Consider the following 18,724-nt stretch of genomic DNA (forward strand, 5'->3'; position numbering starts at 1 on the left):
GGTGGCGCGGCGCCTTGCACGGGTGCGGCGCCACCGGCGGGGCGCGCGCGAGGGCCGGCAGCGCGCTGCATGAGCTGTCGTCGCCGGGGCCGGTGTTGACCAGCGGCAGCAGCGCCGCCACGGGCGCCACCACGGCCAGCGCCAGGGCGCCGCCGGCGCGCAGGGCCAGCACGCCCTTGTCGACGCTCACGTCGGGCTGGCTGAAGGTGCCGTGCACATACAGGGGCGAGCGCAGCGAGAAGATGCGCAAGCCCTTGCTGTCCGGCTGCAGGGTCAGGTCCAGCCGTTCATTGCCCAGGTTCACCGTGCCGTCGATGTTCAGGACGGCGTCGTCCGTGTCGACGATGAACTGGCGCGTGCGCATCAAGCCCTTGGTGACGACGAAATCGGCGGCCATGCAGTTGAGCCTGACCTGCTTGTCGCCGGCCAGCTTGGCCAGCACGACGCTGCCGATATTCAAGCCCATTTCTTCCAGCAGCAGCTTGCTGATGCTGCCCCGGTTGATCAGCGCGCGCACTTCGCCGTTCGAGCTGCCCAGCAAGGTGGCGACGGAATTGCCCGTGGCTGACAGCGAGGCGTCGCCATTGATTTCGCCCACGCTGGCCTGCAGGGCCGGCAGGCGGGGAAACAGCTGCTGGATGTGCAGATGGCGGGCGCTGGCCTTGAGTTCGGCGGCGATGCCGTTGGCGATGACCTTGCCGCTGCCGTCGAGCTTGATCTGCGAGGTCAGGGTGCCGCCCGCCACATTGAAGTTGAGCGGTGTCAAGGACAGCACGCCGTCCGTCAGCACCACGTGCGTATCGAGCTTGCTGATCGGTAATTCGGCGTCGCGCGTGATTTTATCGGCCGTGTAGCGCACGTCCGCGTCCAGGCTGGTCCAGCGTTCCGTCCTGAACGTTTCCACCGGCAGCACGCGGCCGGCCGGCTGCGTGGACGGCACGCCGCGCTCTTTCTTGCTGGCGCTGGAATCGGCGCCCACCAGCGGGCCGAGGTCGGAAAATTGCAGCAGGCGCGAGTGGACGTCGCCCGTCAGGCGCTTGCGCGGCGTGCTGGCGGAAAAGGCCAGCTTGCCTGCGACGTCGCTGGAACCGACCCTGCCGCTGAACTTGTCATAGACCCATTCGCCGCCGCGCGGCGCCAGCGTGCCCGTCAAATGGCCTTCCGTGCTGAAGTGCGGCGTTTCCGGCAGCAGCACGCCCGTCAGCGGATACAGCCGGGCCATGCTGGGGCCGGACAGCTTCAGGCGCACGTCGAGCGCGGCCAGGTCCGTGGGGCGCGTCAGCGTGCCTTCGATGGCCACGCTGCTGCCGCCCGCGCGCATGTCGGCCTGGATGGGGAAGGGCGTGCCCTGGCGCTGCAGCGACAGCACGCCGCCCGCCTTGCCGCCGCCCTGGACGCTTTCGCCGCGGTAGGTGCCGGACAGGGTCCAGGCGATGCCGTAGCGCGCATCGCCGGCGATGGTGTCGACCTCGGCGCGCATCGCCGTTTTGGTGACGCCGTCGTCCAGGGTCACGCTGCCCTTGCTGAAGACCACGCTTTGCAGTTCCAGCTGCCACGGCGATGGCTGGTCCTGCTTGTCGAAGGTCCAGTTGTTCTTGCCGTCCTTGCTGCGCAGCAAGCGCACTTGCGGCGTATCAAAACGCAATTCGGGGATGACGATCTTCTTGTTCAGCAGGGCCAGCGGATTGAGCGAGAAGGCCAGCTGGCTGACGGTAGCCAGCTGTGCCTGCTCTAGCGTGCCCGTCATGGCGCTCGGGTTGCCCAGGCGCACGTCCTTCGCTTGCAGGTGGGGCCAGGGCAAATAGTCGCGCCAGGTTTTTTCCGCGGCTGCACTGCCTGGCTGCTGCCACGTCAGCGACAGGTCGCCGTCGATGGAGAAGGGCCGCCCCAGCGCTTCGCTGGCGCGCGCATTGAGCCAGGGCTTGGCGCGGTTCCAGTCGGTATGGAGCAGGGTCACGACGGCCGCGACGGGCAGGGCGACGAGGATGGCGGTGCCGGCGAGGGCGATTTTCTGGCGGCGTGACAGTTGCATGGGAGACGATTCTTTCTGGACAAGTATTTACGATGCTACAGGAATCGCTCCACGGCCGGGTTCGTTTCTCGCGTTTACCGTCCGGCGCGTGCGCTGGCGCACGTTGCCGATGCAAGTATTGTCGATTTCCTACTCTATGTGCGGCACCGAACGGATATGCGGGGAGCCGGAGCCTATAACGTCATACATCAAACGCCGTTCCCGATTCGTTCCACCTGTTACACATCACTCACATTCTCTAGGAGAAAAAAAATGACAAACCGAGATTCCATCAACAGCCCCATGACCGCTCTGGCCGCCTGTCTCACCGCCGTTGTCCTGATGACGGGCTGCTCCAGCCTGAAAACGCCGGCCACGGCCGACGTGGCCGTGTCGCGCGCCGCCGTCGATAACGCCGCCAGCGCCGGCGCCGCCGACCTGGCGCCCGATGAAATGCGTTCGGCCCGCGAAAAAATGCGCATGGCCAACCAGGCGCTGAAAGACCGCGACTACAAGACGGCGCGCGACCTGGCCGACCAGGCGCAAGCGGACGCCAAGCTGGCGCAAAGCAAGGCCAATTCGGCCAAGGCCACTAGCGCCGCCGATGAAATCAACGAGAACATCCGCGTCATGCGCGAAGAACTCGACCGTGCCAACCAGCAAGCCCCGAAACAATAAACCAAACAATAAGAACAGGATTCCATCATGAAAAAAGCTACCTACACCACCATTCCCGGCCTGCTGGCCATGGCCGCCCTGGTTGCCGCCTGCAGTTCCGCACCGACCGCCACCAGCCTGCTCGACCAGACCCGCGGCGACTACATGGCGGCGCAATCGAACCCGATGGTATCGACCTATGCGCCACGCGAATTGCGCGAAGCGAGCGCCGCGCTGGAAGCGGCCAACGCGGCGGCCACGCGCCAGGATGACAGCGAGAAAGTTGACAAGCTGGCCTACCTGGCCAAGCAAAAAATTGCCACCGCACAAGAAGTAGCCAAGCAGAAAGCCGCGGAAGCCGATATCGCCAACGCGGGCAAGCAGCGCGACCAGTTGCGCCTCGACGCGCGCACGCAGCAGGCGGACCAGGCCACGGCCCGCGCCCAGGCGGCGCAAGCGGATGCGGAAGCGGCCAAGGCCCAGGCGCAAATGGCAGAAGCATCGGCGCGCGATGCGCAGGCGCGCGCCGCCGGCCTCGAAGCGCAGCTGGCCGACCTGGCCGCCAAGAAAACGGAGCGCGGCATGGTGATCACCTTGGGCGACGTGCTGTTTGGCACGGACAAGGCCAACCTGACGGCCGATGGCGCGAATACGGCGCGCAAGCTGGCCGATGTGCTGAAAAACAATCCGCAGCGCACGGTATTGATCGAAGGCTTCACGGACAGCACGGGCGGCTCGTCGCACAACCTGGAACTGTCGCAGCGCCGCGCCGAATCCGTGCGCAATGCGCTGCTGGAGCAGGGCATCAGCCGCGACCGCATCGCCACGAAAGGCTATGGCGCCGCCTATCCGGCGGCCGGCAACGATACGGCGGCAAACCGCCAGCTGAATCGCCGGGTGGAAATCGTGCTGTCGGAAGACAACACGGCCATTCCCGCCCGCCGTTAAAGCCCCAGGCCAAACTACGGTTTTTGCCTGGCGTTTGATTTGTTAGTAGGCAGCACCGGCCGAAGTGTGGCCGGTGGATACCCATGCAATACTTGAAAGGACGCATCATGACACCAACATCTGTTGAGATTCCAGCTGGCATCGATACGGCCGCCATCCGCGCCGCCGCCAAAAACCTGGACGACGGCGCCGTCACGGCCGGCTACCAGGGTAATCGCGAGGAATTGATTACCTTGTTGAATGGGGCGCTGGCCACGGAACTCGTGTGTATTGCGCGCTATAAGCGCCATTACTACACCGTGAGCGGACGCGACAATGGCACCATCAAGGCCGAGTTCCTGGAGCACGCGCAGCAGGAACAGGAACATGCGGACTGGCTGGCCGAGCGCATCGTGCAGTTGAACGGCAAGCCAGATTTTAATCCTGCAACATTGCTCGCCCGCAGCCATGCCGAGTATGATGACTCCGAGGACGTGCAAAGCATGGTGCGTGCCAATCTGATCGCCGAGCGCGTGGCGATCGAATCGTACCGCCAGATGATCGTCAAAGTGGGCGACAGCGACCCGACGACACGTCATTTATTGATCAAGATCATGGCTGTCGAGGAAGAGCACGCCGATGATATGCGCGATCTGATGGAATAGTGTTTTAGAGTAAAGTTGGTATAGTAACTAAATATTCATTCATAGCTAAGGAGCTAAACCATGTTGGAAAATAATATCACCACCGTCAATAACGACGTCAAGACCCTGGTCAAGGATGCGCAGGCCCTGTTCAGCGCCGCTGCCGCCCTGACGGGCGAAAAGGCCGATGAGGTACGCATCAAGGGCATGAAAACCCTGGACGCCGCTCTGGCCAAGGCGCACGAAGCGCAGGCATCGGCCATCGTCGCCACCAAGCAGCTCGCCTCCCAGGCGGACGGCTATGTCAAGGAAAACCCTTGGCGCACGGTGGCCGTCGCCGCTGGCGTCGGCGTGCTGGTCGGCTTCATCCTGGGCCGCAAGTAATCCCATTCAGGAGCGATATGGACAAGTCTGCTTCGTCTCACCAGGGGCTGGGATTGATCGGCTCGCTTGCCGGCCTGGCCAAAAACGCCGTCGGACTGATGTTGTCGCGGCTGGAACTGGCCACCATCGAACTGTCGGAAGTGCGCAATCATGTGTTGCAGCTGATTGTCATTTTCGCGCTGGCGACGGTGGCAGGCTTGTTTGCCATCGCTTACGGCAGCGTGCTGATCGTTTTCCTGGCCTGGGATAGCCTGGGCTGGAAGATCCTGGCGATCATGACGGTCGTGTTCATACTGCTGGCCATCGGCCTGGTCATGTATGCGCGCGCGATGCTGCGTCAAGGAAAGCTCTCCATGCCGGCCACCATGGCCGAACTGAAGGCCGACCGCGACATGCTGATGTAAGCTGCCGGCGGGTGCCACCCGGACCTGTGCCGGCGCGGGCTCGCCATGTCCAGCCTGCCTTACGAGGAGAATTCATGTCGGAAAACGACAAACTGGCGGCGCAAGCCGCCCGCAAACGCCTGCTGATCGCCCAGGGCGAGATGTATCGCGTGGGCATCGTGCATGCGCGCGCCAACGTCGGCTATGCCCTGCGTCCGGAGTCGCTGCTGCAGGGCGTGGTCGAGACGGCCGTCGGCTTTGCCGGCCACCGCGTCGAATCCCTGCTGGCGCCGGGCGGCATGCGCCTGCAAGGCGCCATGCCCTACGTGCTGACGGCGCTGTCCTTCATCGGCCGCAAGAGGCTGGTCAAGCCGGCCCTGGTGCTCGTGGCCGTGGCCGCCTTCGCCGCCAGCTGGCTGCGCCGCAAGCGCTGAACGCCAGCCGCACAGGAACGCCGTCATCGACGGCGTTTTTTTTTGCCCATACGCAAGGTCCGGCACGGGAAGGCGCAAGCGCGCGCACAATCCCTTACAATGATTCACGCCGCAGTCCGCGCGGCGCACAGAGGGCCACCTTGATGACGAATGCGAAGACACCGATCAATCAGTTAAATCCCTCGCGCCTGCGCATCGTGCTGGTGCTGCAGGGCGGCGGCGCGCTGGGCGCCTACCAGGCCGGCGTCTACCACGCCTTGCACGAACACGGCCTGGCGCCCGACTGGGTGGTGGGTACCTCGATCGGCGCCATCAATGCCGCCATTTTGGCCGGCAACAAGCACGAGGACCGGCTGGTGCGCCTGAAACAGTTCTGGCAGCGCGTGGCGCACCGCGACAGTATCGACATGAACCTGGTGTCGGACCAGCAGCGCCGCTCGAACATCTGGCTGGCCACGCTCGATACCGTGCTGCGCGGCGTGCCCGGCTTTTTCAAGCCGCGCACCTTCAGCCTGTTTCCCGCCGGAATCGCCGTCAAGCCGGAAGAGGCCAGCTTCTACGATACGAGCGAGCTGGCCGGCACGCTGGAGGAACTGGTCGATTTCGATTACCTGAACCAGCCCGGCGGCATGCGCCTGACAGTCAACGCCCTGCGCGTCAAATGCGGCAGCCTCATCAGTTTCGACAGCCACCAGCAGCCGCTGACGGCGGACCACATCCGCGCCAGCGGCGCCTTGCCGCCCGGCTTTGCCGGCGTGCGCGTCGATGGCGATTTATATTGGGATGGCGGCCTGTATTCGAACACCCCGCTCGAAACCGTGCTCGACGACACGCCCCACGTCGATACCCTCGTCTTCATGGTGGACCTGTGGAGTTCGCAAGGGCCGGAGCCGACGACGCTCGATGAAGTGCAGACGCGGCAAAAGGACGTCACCTTCGCCTCGCGCTCGAAACGCCACATCGAGGATTACGTCAACACGCATACCTTGCAGCACAAGCTGCGCGAACTGTACGCCCGCCTGCCCGAGGACGCGCACAGCCACCGCCAGGCCGAAGAACTGGCGGCGCTGGGCTGCGACAGCACCATGCATATCGTGCGCCTGCCGTATGCGGGGCGCGACTGGCACATGGCGGCCAAGGACATCAATTTTTCCAGGGGCTCCATCGAGTGGCGCTGGGAGCAGGGCTACCAGGATGCCTTGCGCGCGATCAAGGCGGCCGGCTGGCTGGCCTTCGTCACGGAAGACACGCCGCTCGTGGTGCATGAATTGCCGCCCTACGAACGCGACGCCGCTTAGTGACGCCTGTCAAAACCTGCCGCGCGTCGGTATAGGCGGCCTGCGATGCTCACCGGCTCGGCGCCCCCGTGCAGAGTACGGTTGCGCTTCTTAGCCACCTCTCCGTTCCGCTCGCGACGGTTTTGTCAGGTGTTGCAATTTTGTTTAGCGTCGCAACAGCACGGCATATCACTGCGGATGCGCCGCTACACGCAGTTTTTCCGCGTTTGCCATGTCTTGACGGTAGGTGTCCTGCGCTTCCTTCAGGCAGCTGGCGCGCGCGGCGGACGGTTCCAGGCGACAAGCTTTCTTGGCTTCGGCCAGGGCGGCGCTGATTTCCTTGCGCAGGGTGCGCAGCTGGGCTTGCGGCGTGCTGTCTTCCTGGTACCAGCGTTGCGGGTCGCCCGGCTGCGGCGTGGCCGTCTGGGCCAGCGCCAGCGGCGCCATGCTGCAGGCGAACAGGACGGCCAATAGGGTGTTGTGGGTAGTCATGATATTTCCTCCTTGAAATAAAAAAGGCGCCGCAGCGCCTTTTTTTACAACCTGCCCGTCAGTAATAGCAGGATCAGTATCACTACGACCAGGCCGGCGATGCCGCTGGGACCGTAACCCCAGTTGCGGCTATGCGGCCAGGTAGGCAGGACGCCGACCAGGGCCAGGATCAAGATGATCAGAATGATGGTGCCCATGGTATCTCCTTGTTGGTGCATGGTCCGGCGCAGGCTTGCGGGCAAGCCTGGCCAGCGGATTAATAGCGGTAGACGCGGCCGTCGACGACGCGCACGCGGTTACCCGGGCGCAAATCGTTGGCGTTGTCCTGCACCACGGTGCGGTATTCGCCATTGTCCAGGCGCACGCTGATCTGGTAGGCCTGGGCTTGCTGCCTGCGGCCTTCCACCTGGTTGCCGACGACGCCGCCGGCGACGGCGCCGGCCACGGTGGCGGCCGTGCGGCCGCTGCCCGAGCCGATGGTATTGCCCAGCAGGGCGCCGGCGATGCCGCCGACCACGGCGCCGGCGCCGCTGGTTTGAGCGCCGCCCTGCACGATCTGGATGGAATCGACAGTGCCGTACATGGCCGATTCAGGCTGGTTGGCGGGGTAATACTGTTGTGACTGGGTAGGGCCGGTGGCGCAACCGCTCAGAACAGCGGTGGCGGCGAGCATCAGTGCGGCCAAGGTGGCGTTGGTTTTCATTTTATTCTCCTGACGAGGTGAGGGTGTAGTGCCATCTTAGTCACGCCCCTGTCCCCGGTCTGTACGCTGCCGCACGTACTTATTTGCTGCCGCTCCCGCCGTTGCACGGCCGGATTTCTGCACAAACGTTGTTATTTCTCCCCACTTGCCTGCTTGATTCAAAATAAATTGCTTGTGTACGGCAGCGTACAGAAGAACGGAGGCGATCCACGTAAAACGGTAGTCATGCCAAGCAGACATGCTTGTCACGACCAGGGAGAAATACATGAACAAGAACAAGCTCTTCACCGCCATCGTCGTCAGCCTGGCTTGCGCCGCATGGGGCGGCCAGGCAGCCGCCGCCACGCCAGAGGCAAAGGCGGCCTACAAGGCGGCAAACGAGCAGGCTGCCTTGAATTACAAGCAGGCCCACGCGGAATGCGACAAGATCACGGGCAACCCGAAGGATGTCTGCATTGCCGAAGCGAAGGCCGTGCGCGCCTACGATGAAGCAGTTGCTCAAGCGCAATACACAAATACCCTGCGTGCCTACACCAAGGCGCGCATCAAGATTGCCGATGCCAATTACGACGTTGACCTGGCCCGCTGCAATGCGCTGACGGGCAATGACAAGGATGTCTGCGTCAAGCTGGCCAAGTCCACCAAGGTGGCGGCCCTGGCCGACGCCAAGGCGGACAAGAAAGTCATCGAAGCGCGCAGCGATGCGCGTGAAGCAAAGAGAAAAGCCGAGTACAAGGTCGCAGCAGAAAAATGCGATGCATTAGCCGGCGCAGCCAAAGATGACTGTATCAAGGCTGCAAAAACCCAGTTTGGCTACTGAGGCCATCCGGCACGCAGTCACCACACTGGTATAAGAAGCTCACTGTGAGCACATTGATTGACCACTCCTAAGGAAAAAACCATGAAATTCACCAAATCTATCGCTACCGGCCTTTTCGTCGCTTCCCTGTTCGCCGTTGCAGGCTGCGCTTCGACCCCAACCAAGGAAGGCACGGGCGAGTACATCGACGACGCGGCCATCACGACGAAAGTCAAGGCCAGCATCTTCAATGAGCCGACCCTGAAATCGACGGAAATCAACGTTGAAACCTTCAAGGGCGTGGTACAGCTGAGCGGCTTCGTTGCCCAGCCGTCGGACGCCGCCAAAGCGGGCGAAGTCGCCCGTGGCGTGAAGGGCGTGAAGTCGGTGAAAAACGACATCCGCGTCAAGTAATGGCATGACCTGCCGCAGCGGCCAGCCCCACGGCTGGCGCTGCAGTCCACCACCGACCGTCGCGGGAATCGCATGTCTATCCAGCCTACAGATACCCCGCCCGAGCCGGTGGCGGCTGCCTCCACCGAGCCTGCTGGGCTTCCTCCCGGCGCGCCCGTGGAGCTGCCGGACGCATCCTTGCGCCTGCCGCTGCATGTCCATGCGCGCGGCATGGCCCTGGGCATCATCGCCACCGTCAGCTTCATCTATGCGCTGCAGTGGGCACAGAAATTCCTCATTCCCGTCCTGTTCGGCATATTCATCGCCTATACGCTCAATCCCGTCGTCGCCTGGCTGGAAAAGCTGCGCCTGCCGCGCGCCATCGGCACCACGGCCGTCACGGCCCTGATCCTGTTCGGCTCCCTCGTCGTCGTCGAGCGCGTGCAGGGCGAATTCGAATCCATCGTGGAAGAGTTGCCGGCCGCCACGCACAAGCTGTCGCGGCTGATCGCCGCCAATACGGGAGGCAAGAACAGCACCTTCCAGAAAATGCAGGCCGTGGCCAATGAAATCGAGCAAGTGGCCGCCGGCGCCGAAGCGCGCCGCAACAACCGCCGCGCCGCCGCCGCCGAGGCGCCCAACTTCAAGATCATGGACTGGGTCTGGGCCGGTTCGCTGGGCCTCGTGGGCTTCATCAGCCAGGCCACCATGGTCATCTTCCTCGTGTTCTTCCTGCTGCTGTCGGGCGACACCTTCAAGCGCAAGCTCGTCAAGCTGACGGGACCGTCGCTGAGCCGCAAGAAGGTCACCGTGCACATCCTGGAAGACATCAATACCTCGATCCAGAACTATATGTTCATGCTGCTCGTCACGAACGGCTTGCTGGCGCTGCTGATGTGGATCGCCCTGCGCGTGATCGGCCTGGAAAACGCGGGCGCCTGGGCCATCGTGGCCGGCTTGCTGCACATCATGCCCTACTTCGGTCCCCTGCTCATCACCATCGCCACGGGGCTGGTGGCCTTCCTGCAGTTCGAATCGCTGGAAATGGTCTTGCTGGTGACGGGCACGTCGATGGCCATCGCCACCCTGGTCGGCACCTTTGTCACCACCTGGATGACGGGACGCATCGCCCGCATGAATCCCACGGCCGTCTTCATCAGCCTGCTGTTCTGGGGCTGGCTTTGGGGCGTCTGGGGCTTGCTGCTGGGCGTGCCCATCATCGTCATCGTGAAGGTGGTGGCCGAGCGCGTGCAGGGCATGGAAGTGGTGGCCGAGCTGCTGGGCGAATAGTTTGCGGCAGCGCAAGAACAACGGCGCCCGCGGGCGCCGTTGTTGTATCTGGAATGCCGCTTTACGACTGGTGGCGTTTCAGTATCTTCACCTGCACGTCGCCGTCTTCCGTCTTCGGCATATCCTTCATGCTGCCCAGCTGCAGGGCGAACTGGCGCGTGAATTCGGCGCCCAGGAAGAAGATTTGCGCTGAGTAATACACCCACAGCAGCAGGGCCACCAGCGAACCGGCCGCGCCATAGCTGCTGGCCACGCCGCTGTTGCCGATATACACGCCGATCGCATATTTACCGAGAGAAAACATGAACGCCGTGCCCAGGGCGCCGATCAGCACGTCGCGCCAGGACAGGCGCACGCGCGGCAGCATTTTATAGATGACGGCGAACAGGCAGGCGATGACGGCAAAGCCGATCAGGTTCGACAGGGCAGTAAACAGCAGGGCCGTGTCTTTCCACACGCCTTCCCAGAAGTTGGCGAGGATGGCCATGGCCGCGTTGACCACCAGCGACACCATCAGCAGGAAGGCCAGCACCAGCACCAGGCCGAAGGACAGCAAGCGCGTGCGCAGCATGTCCCAGGCGCCCGCTTCCTTCAGCGGCGGCACTTGCCAGATTTCATCGAGACTGGCTTTCAGCTCGGCAAACACGCTGGTCGCGCCAAACAGCAGCAGGGCGCTGGCGATGAGGGTGGCGATGCGGCCCTGTTCATGGTTCTTCGCGCCGGCCAGCACCAGCTGGATGGCTTCGGCGCCCTGCGTGCCCAGCAAGCCTTGCAGCTGCCCCATCAGTTCGCCGCGCGCGGCGGCCGGGCCATAGAAAAAGCCGGCGATGGCGATCACCAGCACGAGGATGGGGGCGATGGAAAACAGCGTGTAATAGGCGAGGGCGGCGCCCTTGCTCGAGGCGCGGTGTTCCAGCCATTCGGTGACGGAACAGACGACGACCTTGCGCATCTGCTTGCCGAACGGCGCCAGGCCGGACAGTCTGGGATAGCGGGTAGAGAAATTCATGGTGGCTTTCAATGCAAAAAAGGGGCCTTAGCCCCTTTTTTTATTCACAAGTGGCGTACCACTGTCGAGCTTACTGCACGCGGCGTTCGATGGTGATCTGTTCCACTTCAACGCGGCGGTTAGGTTCCAGGCACTTGATCAGGTCGGCACGTTTCTTGTTATTGCATGTGACGACAGGATTGGTGGAGCCCTTGCCTTCGGCCGTCAGGCGGTTGGCGGCCACACCGTGGGCGACCAGGTATTCCTTGACTGCATCAGCGCGCTGCTGCGACAGTTTCAGGTTGTACTTGGGCGAACCGATGCGGTCGGCATAACCGCTGATGACGACGTTGTTGACGTCCGGCGATGCGTTGAGCACGCGGGCGATTTCGTCGAGCTTGGTCTGTGTCGGACCCAGCTTGGCGCTGTCGAACGCGAACAGTTCCGTCGCCGACATCGTCACTTTCTCAAAGCGGGCTGGCGGCGGTGGCGGCGGTGGCGGCGGCACGACCACGACGACTTCCTCGCGCGCTGGCGGCGGTGGCGGTGGCGGCGGCGGTGCAGGCGGTTTGTCGAACGCGAAGTTCAGGCCCACGGTGACGTAGTAGTTGTTCGATTTGCTGCTCGGGTCGAAGGTGTTGCCGCGCAGGAAGCCATGCACATTGCGTACGTCGGCCTGGAACGACAGCTGATCGGTGATGGTGGACTGGAAGCCCAGGCCGACGCTGGCGTATGGCGAGCTCTTCGAGCGTTCACCGAAGGCGAAGCTGGTGTCCTTGTCGCGCTGCATGCCGGCGCCAACCAGCAGGAAGGGGCGGAAGGCCTTGCGCGAGAACATGTACAGGCCGTCTACGCCCAGCGTATTTTGCTGGTAGCGCTGGCCGCCGTCCTTGGAGCGGGCATACGTGGTGCCCAGCTGGATATCCCAGTCCTGGGAAACGGGCTTACCGAAACGCAAGCCTGCGCCATAGCCGGTTTTATCCGTGGCGAAGTCCGAGTCTGGCTTGAGTGCGTTGATGCTAGGTTGAATGTACCAGGAGGGATTGATTTCCTGGGCCTGTGCGCCGAGGGCGGAGCACAGGACTGCGGCGGCAACGGCGATTTTTTTTAGATTATTCACAAGTAACTCCCAACGTTGATAAGAGATTGTCTCTACTGCATCAATGCGACAACTGCCAGACATGCTATTGCTAGAGATAGACGACGATTCCAGGTGCGCTTTCTTGCGATAAATGCACTGCTGTTGGACTAGAGAATACGGTTGCAGGTTCAAGCGGTCCGTGCGTTAGCGCACAAAGTATTGTGGTATATCAATGGTGTTGCAGATTTACGACGAATACTTTGGTATTGAAAAAAACGCATCCGCCTCGCAAAAAAATTGCGGTAACAGCCAATGACGGGTGTCATTGCGAGGGGCAATCGTACGACTTGTTACGGGCTTGCCACTGTATATTAGCAACAATGATGAGCTTGATAACTAATATTACATTAGTGTTGTATTCCTGCCGCGTTCTGTTGCTTACTCTGGATTCCCATGGGCAACTTTCTTGCGCCGCAGCCGGCTCCGCCACTTTTTCTCAAGGAGTTACCCGTGTCTAAGGCTATCCCCGTGTTCCCATTTTCCGTGCCCGGCCATTTGGGCGCGCTCTGCCTGATGTTGTCGCTGGGCAGCGCCATGCCGGCCTGGGCCGACAGCGGCGTGGCCCTGTTTTCGCCCAGCGGCACCGTCAAGGCCGTGCGCCAGGCGCGGGCCCAGTTCGCCACGCCGATGGTGCCGTTCGGCGACATGGGCTTGCCCGCGCCGTTCGCCATCGATTGCGGCAAGGCCGAGCCTGCCGTCGTGGCGGGTTCCGGGCGCTGGGCCGACGAGCGCAACTGGAGCTTTGATTTYGAGCGCGACTTGCCGGCCGGCGTGGCCTGCAGCTTTACCCTGAAGCCGGGACTCAAGGACCTGGCGGGCCAGGCCTTGCAGGGAAGTACTTCCTACCGGTTTTCCACGGGCGGGCCGGCCATCGTCGACGCCGTGCCGTATGACGGCCAGCCCTACATCGATGAAAACCAGATTTTCGTGCTGGGCCTGGACGCCGTGCCCAACGAGGCCAGCGTGGCGGCGAACGCGTATTGCCGCGCCGATGGCATCAATGAAAAGATTCCCGTCCGTTTGCTCAAAGGCAAGGAACTGGAGCAGGTATTGACCTTGCGCAAGAACTTTCTCGACCGCTACCTGACTGTCTACTTCAAGACGCGCGGCGGCCTGTGGAAGGTGGGCATGCCCGTCGCCAGCAAGGGCGCGCCGCCGCTGCCCGTGACCGTGCTGCAATGCAAGCGCAGCTTCCCCGCCAACGCCAAGGTGTCGCTGGTGTGGGGCGAGGGCATCGCCGCCGCCAGCGGCATCGCCACGGGCAAGGCGCAAAGCCTGCATTACCGCACGCGGCCCGATTTCACGGCCAGGTTCAGCTGCGAACGCAGCAACCCCAAGGAGCAGTGCATCCCTTTCCTGCCCATGCGCGTGCAGTTTTCCGCGCCCGTGAAGGCGTCGCTGGTGCGCGCCATGACCCTGAAGGGCGGCGGCAAGACGTATGCGCCGAGCATCTCGAAAGAGGAAGAAAAAGCGGAATTCTTGCAGGATGCCACCTTCAAGGGGCCGTTTCCCGTACAGGCCAGTTTTGTGCTGAGCTTGCCGCCGGGCTTGAAGGACGACGCGGGCCGCGCCCTGCTCAACCAGGCGCGCTTCCCCATGACGGTGCACACGGGCGAACAGCCGCCGCTGCTGAAGTTCCCGGCCCCGTTCGGCATCATCGAAGCCAAGGGCGACGGCTTGCTGCCCGTCACCGTGCGCAATATCGAGCCGGTGCTGTCGGGCAAGGAAGTCGCGCAAGCCTCGGCTGCCGCCACGGGCGCCACCTTGCGCGTGCCCGACAATGACGACAAATTCATCATCGAGTGGATGCAGCGCCTGGCCGGCAATGGCGACGGCGGAGAGTACTGGCAGCCATACGCCCAGTATGCGGGCAACATGAGCAAATCCGTGCTGGCCGGCGCCACCGGCGCGCGCCCGCTTAGCCTGCCCCGTCCTGACGGCAAGAAAACCTTTGAAGTGATCGGCATCCCTTTGCCGAAACCGGGCTTTTATGTGGTCGAGCTGGCCAGCCCCATCCTCGGCAAGGTGCTGCTGGGCAAACCGACGACGGCGTACATCCGCACGGCCGCGCTGGTGACGAACCTGGCTGCCCACTTCAAGCATGGCGCGCAATCGTCGCTCGTGTGGGTCACCTCGCTGGACAAGGGCGCGCCTGTTGCGAAAGCGCAAGTGGCCGTGCGCGACTGCGCCGGCAAGCTGCTGTGGCAAGGCGCCACGGGCGCGGACGGCGTGGCCCACATTCCCGGCGAGCTGGCCAATTCCAGCTGCAAGAACAATGGCCGCTACTTTATCAGTGCGCGCAGCGGCGGCGACATGACGTTTACGCTGTCGGACTGGGTGGGCGGCATCGAAGCCTGGCGTTTTAACTTGCCCACGGACGACACGCGCGCCGACAACACCCTGCTGGCCACCGTTTTCGACCGCACCCTGCTGCGCGCCGGCGAAACCGTGCACATGAAGCACTTTATTCGCAAGCACACGGCCGAAGGCATGAGTCTGGTCGACAGGAACAACGGCCCCGGCAGCGCCACCTCCGTCGTCATCACGCACCAGGGCAGCGACCAGAACTATCAATTGCCGCTGCGCTGGTCCGCCGGCGGCACGGCGGAAAACGACTGGCTCATTCCCGCTGACGCCAAGCAGGGCGAATACAGCGTCACCATGGCGGGCCGCCCGTCCGGCAGTTTCCGCGTGGAAGCGTTCCGCGTGCCGACCATGAAAGCCGTGCTGCAGGGGCCGAAAGCGCCCGCCGTGCAGGCAAAGCAGCTGGCCCTCGACGCGCAAATCACTTATCTGGCCGGCGGCGCCGCCACCAACGCGCCCGTCAAGCTGCGCACGGTGCTGCAGGACAAGAGCGTGACGTTTGCCGATTATCCCGACTATAGCTTCAGCAATGGCGACGTGAAGGAAGGTCTCGTCAAACAGGGCACGGGCTACGACGACGATGAAGGCGAGTGGCAGGACGAGGGCCGTGGCGGCCCCTCCGGCGCCGGCGCGGCTGCCGCGCGCACGCAAAGCTTGACCCTGGACAAGGCGGGCGGCGCGCGCATCGTCATCGACCAGCTGCCGCAGCTGTCCGTGCCGCGCGACCTGGTGGCGGAAATGGCTTTCCAGGATGCAAATGGCGAGACGGCTTCCATCGCTGCAAGAGTACCGCTGTGGCCGTCGAACTATGTGATCGGCATCAAGCCTGACGCCTGGGCCTTGAGCAAGGATGCCTTCAAGTTCACGGTGGCCGTGCTGGGCACCAATGGCAAGCCCGTGGCAAATGCCGCCGTGGCCGTCGACTTCTTCCAGCGCAACAGTTATTCGCACCGCCGGCGCCTGATCGGCGGCTTTTATGCATATGAAAACAGCAGCGAAGTGGTCAAGCTGGGCCCTGCGTGCTCGGGCAAGTCGGACAACAAGGGCCTGTTGATCTGCGACGTGAAGGCGCCCGCCAGCGGCAATCTGATTCTGCGCGCCCGCACGCAGGATGCGTCCGGCAACGCGGCCGTCGCCAACCGCGAAACCTGGGTGGCCGGCAGCGGCGACTGGTGGTTCAACGCCAGCGATAATGACCGCATCGACGTGTTGCCGGAAAAGAAACGCTATGAACCGGGCCAGGAAGCGAGCTTGCAGGTGCGCATGCCGTTCCGCTCGGGCACGGCCCTGATCACGGTCGAGCGCGAAGGCATCCTCGACACCTATGTGCGCCAGCTCAATGGCCGGGAACCGGTGGTCAATATCCCCGTCAAACCGAACTATGCGCCGAACGTGTACGTGTCCGTGTTTGTCGTGCGGGGCAGGGTCGATGGCGTGCAGCCGACGGCGCTGGTGGACCTGGGCAAGCCGGCCTACAAGATGGGCATCGCGCCGCTGAACGTTGGGTGGAAGGCGCATGAGCTGAACGTCATGGTGGTGTCCGACAAGGAAGTATATAAGACGCGCGACAAGGCGGAGGTCTCCGTGCGCGTGCGCCGCGCCGACGGCAAACCGCTGCCGGCCGGCGCCGAAGTGGCGCTGGCGGCCGTCGACACGGGTTTATTGGAGCTGATGCCCAACGATAGCTGGAAGTTGCTCGACACCATGATGGCGCAGCGCAGCCTGCAGGTGGAAACGGCGACGGCGCAGATGCAGGTGATCGGCAAGCGCCACTTCGGCCGCAAGGCGTTTCCGGCCGGCGGTGGCGGCGGCAAGGGCGCCAGCCGCGAACTGTTCGACACCCTGCTGTTCTGGAAGGGCACCGTCAAGCTCGACGCCAAGGGCGAAGCGACGGTGCAAGTGCCGCTCAACGATTCCTTGACGGGCTTTCGCATCGTCGCCATCGCCAGCGCGGGCCAGGAATTGTTCGGCACGGGCAGCACGGACATCCGCAGCTCGCAAGACCTGATTTTGATGTCGGGCTTGCCGACCCTCGTGCGCGAAGGCGACCAGCTGCGCGCGGGCTTTACGGTGCGTAACACCTCGGCAGCGCCCCTGAGCGTGGAACTCAATGCCAGCGCGGCCGGCAAGGCGCTGCCGCGCCAGAGCTTGACCCTGGCGGCGGGCGAAGCGCGCGAAACGGGCTGGGATTACCAGGTGCCGCTCGGCGCGGCAAGTCTCGTGTGGGAGATCAGCGCGAAAGCGGGCGGCCACACCGATAAACTCAAGATCACGCAAAAGGTGGGCCAGGCCACGCCCGTGCGCACGTACCAGGCCACCTTGCTGCAGATCGACAAGCCCGTCAATATGTCCGTGCAGATGCCGGCCGGCGCCTTGCCGGGCCGGGGCGGCATCCAGACCAGCTTTGTCGCCAGGCTGGGCGGCGAGCTGCCCGGCGTGCGCGAGTATATGGCCGCCTATCCGTACACCTGCTTCGAGCAAAACACGTCGAAGGCCATCGCCCTGCAAGACCAGGACGCGTGGAACCGGCTGGCCGCCAGCCTGCCCGCCTACCTGGACAGCGACGGCTTGCTGAAATATTTCCCCATCATGGAGCAGGGCAGCGACAGCCTGACGGCCTACGTGCTGTCGGCCACCAGGGAAGCGGGCTACGCGATTCCGGAACAGACGAAGAACCGCATGGAAGCAGCCCTGACGGCCTTCGTGCAGGGCAAGATCGTGCGCCATTCCGCGCTGCCCACGACCGACCTGGCCGTGCGCAAGCTGGCCGCGCTGGAAGCGCTGTCGCGTTCTGGCAAGGTGCCGCCCGACGCGCTGGAGAGCATCAGCATCAGCCCGAACCTGTGGCCGACCTCGGCCGTCATCGACTGGAGTCTGTTGCTGCAGCGCACGCCTGGCCTGGCGCGCCGCGATGCCTTGCAGGCCGAGGCGCAGCAGATTCTGCGTTCGCGCCTGAATTTTCAGGGCACGACCATGGGCTTTTCCACCGAGCGCAAGGACAACTGGTGGTGGCTGATGGTCTCGGGCGACGTCAACGCCAACCGCCTGTTGCTGGCCGTGATGGACAATCCGGCGTGGAAGGACGACATCGGCCGCCTGGTGCGCGGCAGCATGGGCCGCCAGAAGAAGGGCCGCTGGGATACGACGGTGGCCAACGCCTGGGGCACCCTGGCCATCGCCAAATTCTCGGCCACATTCGAATCGACGCCCGTGACGGGCGCCAGCGCGGTGAAACTGGGCGGCGATACGCAGGCGCTCGTGTGGAATGGCGCGGCGAAGGTCGGCCCCGTGCTGCAGGCGTGGCCGAAGGGCACGGACACCCTGGGCCTGGCGCACAGCGGCACGGGCAAGCCCTGGGCCACCGTGCAAAGCCTGGCGGCCATCCCGCTCAAGGCGCCCGTCTCCAGCGGCTACACGATCAGGAAAACCGTGACGCCCGTGGAACAAAAGACGGCCGGCGCCTGGTCGCGCGGCGACGTCTACCGCGTGCGCCTGGACTTGTCGGCGCAGGCGGACATGAGCTGGGTGGTGGTCGACGACCCGATCCCGGCCAGCGCCACGGTGCTGGGCAATGGCCTGGGCCGCGATTCGCAGCTGCTGACGGCCGGCGAGAAATCCACGGGCTGGGTCTGGCCCACGTTCGAGGAGCGCGCGTTTGACGCCTTCCGCGCCTACTACGCCTACGTGCCGAAGGGCAACTGGAGCGTGGAATACACGGTGCGCCTGAACAATGCGGGTGACTTCAGCCTGCCGGCCACGCGCATCGAAGCCATGTATTCGCCCGAGATGTTTGGCGAGTCGCCGAATGCGCATGTGAAGGTGGGGCAGTGAAGAACT

At 63.7% G+C, this 18,724-nt stretch carries 17 protein-coding genes; 11 read left to right on the forward strand and 6 right to left on the reverse strand.

What is annotated here, in order from left to right; translation table 11 throughout:
- Positions 1 to 2,032 (reverse strand): AsmA family protein (locus CBW50_RS22730; protein ID WP_139842604.1); only part of this gene is annotated, 2,032 nt, incomplete at its 3' end.
- A 252-nt stretch (positions 2,033 to 2,284) separates the two neighbouring features.
- On the opposite strand from CBW50_RS22730, the gene CBW50_RS22735 reads away from it, so the two are divergent.
- The 7 genes from CBW50_RS22735 to CBW50_RS22765 all read left to right on the forward strand — a co-directional run bounded on the left by CBW50_RS22735 (position 2,285) and on the right by CBW50_RS22765 (position 6,738).
- Positions 2,285 to 2,689, forward strand: a complete 405-nt coding sequence (locus tag CBW50_RS22735; RefSeq protein WP_086147655.1) for a DUF4398 domain-containing protein — start codon at positions 2,285 to 2,287, stop codon at positions 2,687 to 2,689.
- 27 nt (positions 2,690 to 2,716) lie between these two features.
- Entirely contained in the window at positions 2,717 to 3,616 is a 900-nt protein-coding gene (locus CBW50_RS22740; protein ID WP_086147656.1) for an OmpA family protein, read from the forward strand.
- 107 nt (positions 3,617 to 3,723) lie between these two features.
- The gene (locus CBW50_RS22745) at positions 3,724 to 4,260 is read left to right on the forward strand and encodes a bacterioferritin (RefSeq protein ID WP_076570445.1); all 537 of its coding nucleotides are present in this window, start codon (positions 3,724 to 3,726) and stop codon (positions 4,258 to 4,260) included.
- A gap of 60 nt (positions 4,261 to 4,320) precedes the next feature.
- Positions 4,321 to 4,623 (forward strand): YqjD family protein, encoded by a 303-nt coding sequence (locus CBW50_RS22750; protein ID WP_070224914.1) that lies wholly within the window; start codon positions 4,321 to 4,323, stop codon positions 4,621 to 4,623.
- A 17-nt stretch (positions 4,624 to 4,640) separates the two neighbouring features.
- Positions 4,641 to 5,027 carry a phage holin family protein gene (locus CBW50_RS22755; RefSeq protein ID WP_086147657.1) on the forward strand — a complete coding sequence of 129 codons (387 nt, stop codon included), beginning with the start codon at positions 4,641 to 4,643 and terminating at the stop codon, positions 5,025 to 5,027.
- Between the two features lie 74 nt (positions 5,028 to 5,101).
- Positions 5,102 to 5,440 carry a hypothetical protein gene (locus CBW50_RS22760; protein WP_086147658.1) on the forward strand — a complete coding sequence of 113 codons (339 nt, stop codon included), beginning with the start codon at positions 5,102 to 5,104 and terminating at the stop codon, positions 5,438 to 5,440.
- Between the two features lie 143 nt (positions 5,441 to 5,583).
- Positions 5,584 to 6,738, forward strand: coding sequence for a patatin-like phospholipase family protein (locus CBW50_RS22765; protein WP_086147659.1), 1,155 nt, complete (start codon positions 5,584 to 5,586; stop codon positions 6,736 to 6,738).
- A 168-nt stretch (positions 6,739 to 6,906) separates the two neighbouring features.
- On the opposite strand, the gene CBW50_RS22770 is transcribed toward CBW50_RS22765, so the two are convergent.
- From CBW50_RS22770 to CBW50_RS22780, 3 genes are read right to left on the reverse strand one after another with little or no spacing between them, the layout of a single operon-like run.
- Entirely contained in the window at positions 6,907 to 7,209 is a 303-nt protein-coding gene (locus CBW50_RS22770) for a hypothetical protein (protein WP_193068918.1), read from the reverse strand.
- Positions 7,210 to 7,253: 44 nt separating this feature from the next.
- Positions 7,254 to 7,406: a DUF3309 family protein gene (locus tag CBW50_RS22775; RefSeq protein ID WP_010396415.1), complete on the reverse strand. Its 153-nt coding sequence runs from the start codon at positions 7,404 to 7,406 to the stop codon at positions 7,254 to 7,256.
- A 59-nt stretch (positions 7,407 to 7,465) separates the two neighbouring features.
- The gene (locus CBW50_RS22780) at positions 7,466 to 7,912 is read right to left on the reverse strand and encodes a glycine zipper 2TM domain-containing protein (RefSeq protein WP_086147660.1); all 447 of its coding nucleotides are present in this window, start codon (positions 7,910 to 7,912) and stop codon (positions 7,466 to 7,468) included.
- Positions 7,913 to 8,177: 265 nt separating this feature from the next.
- Between CBW50_RS22780 and CBW50_RS22785 the strand changes: the two genes are divergently transcribed.
- From CBW50_RS22785 to CBW50_RS22795, 3 genes are all read left to right on the forward strand, one after another.
- Entirely contained in the window at positions 8,178 to 8,732 is a 555-nt protein-coding gene (locus CBW50_RS22785; RefSeq protein ID WP_086147661.1) for a hypothetical protein, read from the forward strand.
- 81 nt (positions 8,733 to 8,813) lie between these two features.
- Positions 8,814 to 9,125, forward strand: a complete 312-nt coding sequence (locus CBW50_RS22790) for a BON domain-containing protein (RefSeq protein WP_046682432.1) — start codon at positions 8,814 to 8,816, stop codon at positions 9,123 to 9,125.
- A 210-nt stretch (positions 9,126 to 9,335) separates the two neighbouring features.
- A complete protein-coding gene (locus CBW50_RS22795) occupies positions 9,336 to 10,394 on the forward strand; it encodes an AI-2E family transporter (protein ID WP_226936226.1) in 1,059 nt (352 codons plus the stop codon).
- A gap of 61 nt (positions 10,395 to 10,455) precedes the next feature.
- Here the strand turns inward: CBW50_RS22795 and CBW50_RS22800 are convergent, their stop codons facing one another.
- Both CBW50_RS22800 and CBW50_RS22805 read right to left on the reverse strand, forming a co-directional pair.
- The gene (locus CBW50_RS22800; protein ID WP_086147662.1) at positions 10,456 to 11,403 is read right to left on the reverse strand and encodes a YihY/virulence factor BrkB family protein; all 948 of its coding nucleotides are present in this window, start codon (positions 11,401 to 11,403) and stop codon (positions 10,456 to 10,458) included.
- A 70-nt stretch (positions 11,404 to 11,473) separates the two neighbouring features.
- Positions 11,474 to 12,502, reverse strand: a complete 1,029-nt coding sequence (locus tag CBW50_RS22805; protein WP_086147663.1) for an OmpA family protein — start codon at positions 12,500 to 12,502, stop codon at positions 11,474 to 11,476.
- 471 nt (positions 12,503 to 12,973) lie between these two features.
- Between CBW50_RS22805 and CBW50_RS22810 the strand changes: the two genes are divergently transcribed.
- Positions 12,974 to 18,718 carry an MG2 domain-containing protein gene (locus CBW50_RS22810; protein WP_253251977.1) on the forward strand — a complete coding sequence of 1,915 codons (5,745 nt, stop codon included), beginning with the start codon at positions 12,974 to 12,976 and terminating at the stop codon, positions 18,716 to 18,718.
- Positions 18,719 to 18,724 lie beyond the last annotated feature (6 nt).

The sequence above is a fragment of the Janthinobacterium sp. GW458P genome, from assembly GCF_002127585.1.
In the GTDB taxonomy this organism is placed as follows: domain Bacteria; phylum Pseudomonadota; class Gammaproteobacteria; order Burkholderiales; family Burkholderiaceae_D; genus Janthinobacterium.

Excerpts from the sequence above, each read along its gene's own strand:
- CBW50_RS22735 (WP_086147655.1), top strand. The coding sequence starts at position 2,285 with ATGACAAACCGAGATTCCATCAACAGCCCCATGACCGCTCTGGCCGCC.
- CBW50_RS22740 (WP_086147656.1), top strand. The coding sequence starts at position 2,717 with ATGAAAAAAGCTACCTACACCACCATTCCCGGCCTGCTGGCCATGGCC.
- CBW50_RS22745 (WP_076570445.1), top strand. The coding sequence starts at position 3,724 with ATGACACCAACATCTGTTGAGATTCCAGCTGGCATCGATACGGCCGCC.
- CBW50_RS22750 (WP_070224914.1), top strand. The coding sequence starts at position 4,321 with ATGTTGGAAAATAATATCACCACCGTCAATAACGACGTCAAGACCCTG.
- CBW50_RS22755 (WP_086147657.1), top strand. The coding sequence starts at position 4,641 with ATGGACAAGTCTGCTTCGTCTCACCAGGGGCTGGGATTGATCGGCTCG.
- CBW50_RS22760 (WP_086147658.1), top strand. The coding sequence starts at position 5,102 with ATGTCGGAAAACGACAAACTGGCGGCGCAAGCCGCCCGCAAACGCCTG.
- CBW50_RS22765 (WP_086147659.1), top strand. The coding sequence starts at position 5,584 with ATGACGAATGCGAAGACACCGATCAATCAGTTAAATCCCTCGCGCCTG.
- CBW50_RS22770 (WP_193068918.1), bottom strand. The coding sequence starts at position 7,209 with ATGACTACCCACAACACCCTATTGGCCGTCCTGTTCGCCTGCAGCATG.
- CBW50_RS22775 (WP_010396415.1), bottom strand. The coding sequence starts at position 7,406 with ATGGGCACCATCATTCTGATCATCTTGATCCTGGCCCTGGTCGGCGTC.
- CBW50_RS22780 (WP_086147660.1), bottom strand. The coding sequence starts at position 7,912 with ATGAAAACCAACGCCACCTTGGCCGCACTGATGCTCGCCGCCACCGCT.
- CBW50_RS22785 (WP_086147661.1), top strand. The coding sequence starts at position 8,178 with ATGAACAAGAACAAGCTCTTCACCGCCATCGTCGTCAGCCTGGCTTGC.
- CBW50_RS22790 (WP_046682432.1), top strand. The coding sequence starts at position 8,814 with ATGAAATTCACCAAATCTATCGCTACCGGCCTTTTCGTCGCTTCCCTG.
- CBW50_RS22795 (WP_226936226.1), top strand. The coding sequence starts at position 9,336 with ATGGCCCTGGGCATCATCGCCACCGTCAGCTTCATCTATGCGCTGCAG.
- CBW50_RS22800 (WP_086147662.1), bottom strand. The coding sequence starts at position 11,403 with ATGAATTTCTCTACCCGCTATCCCAGACTGTCCGGCCTGGCGCCGTTC.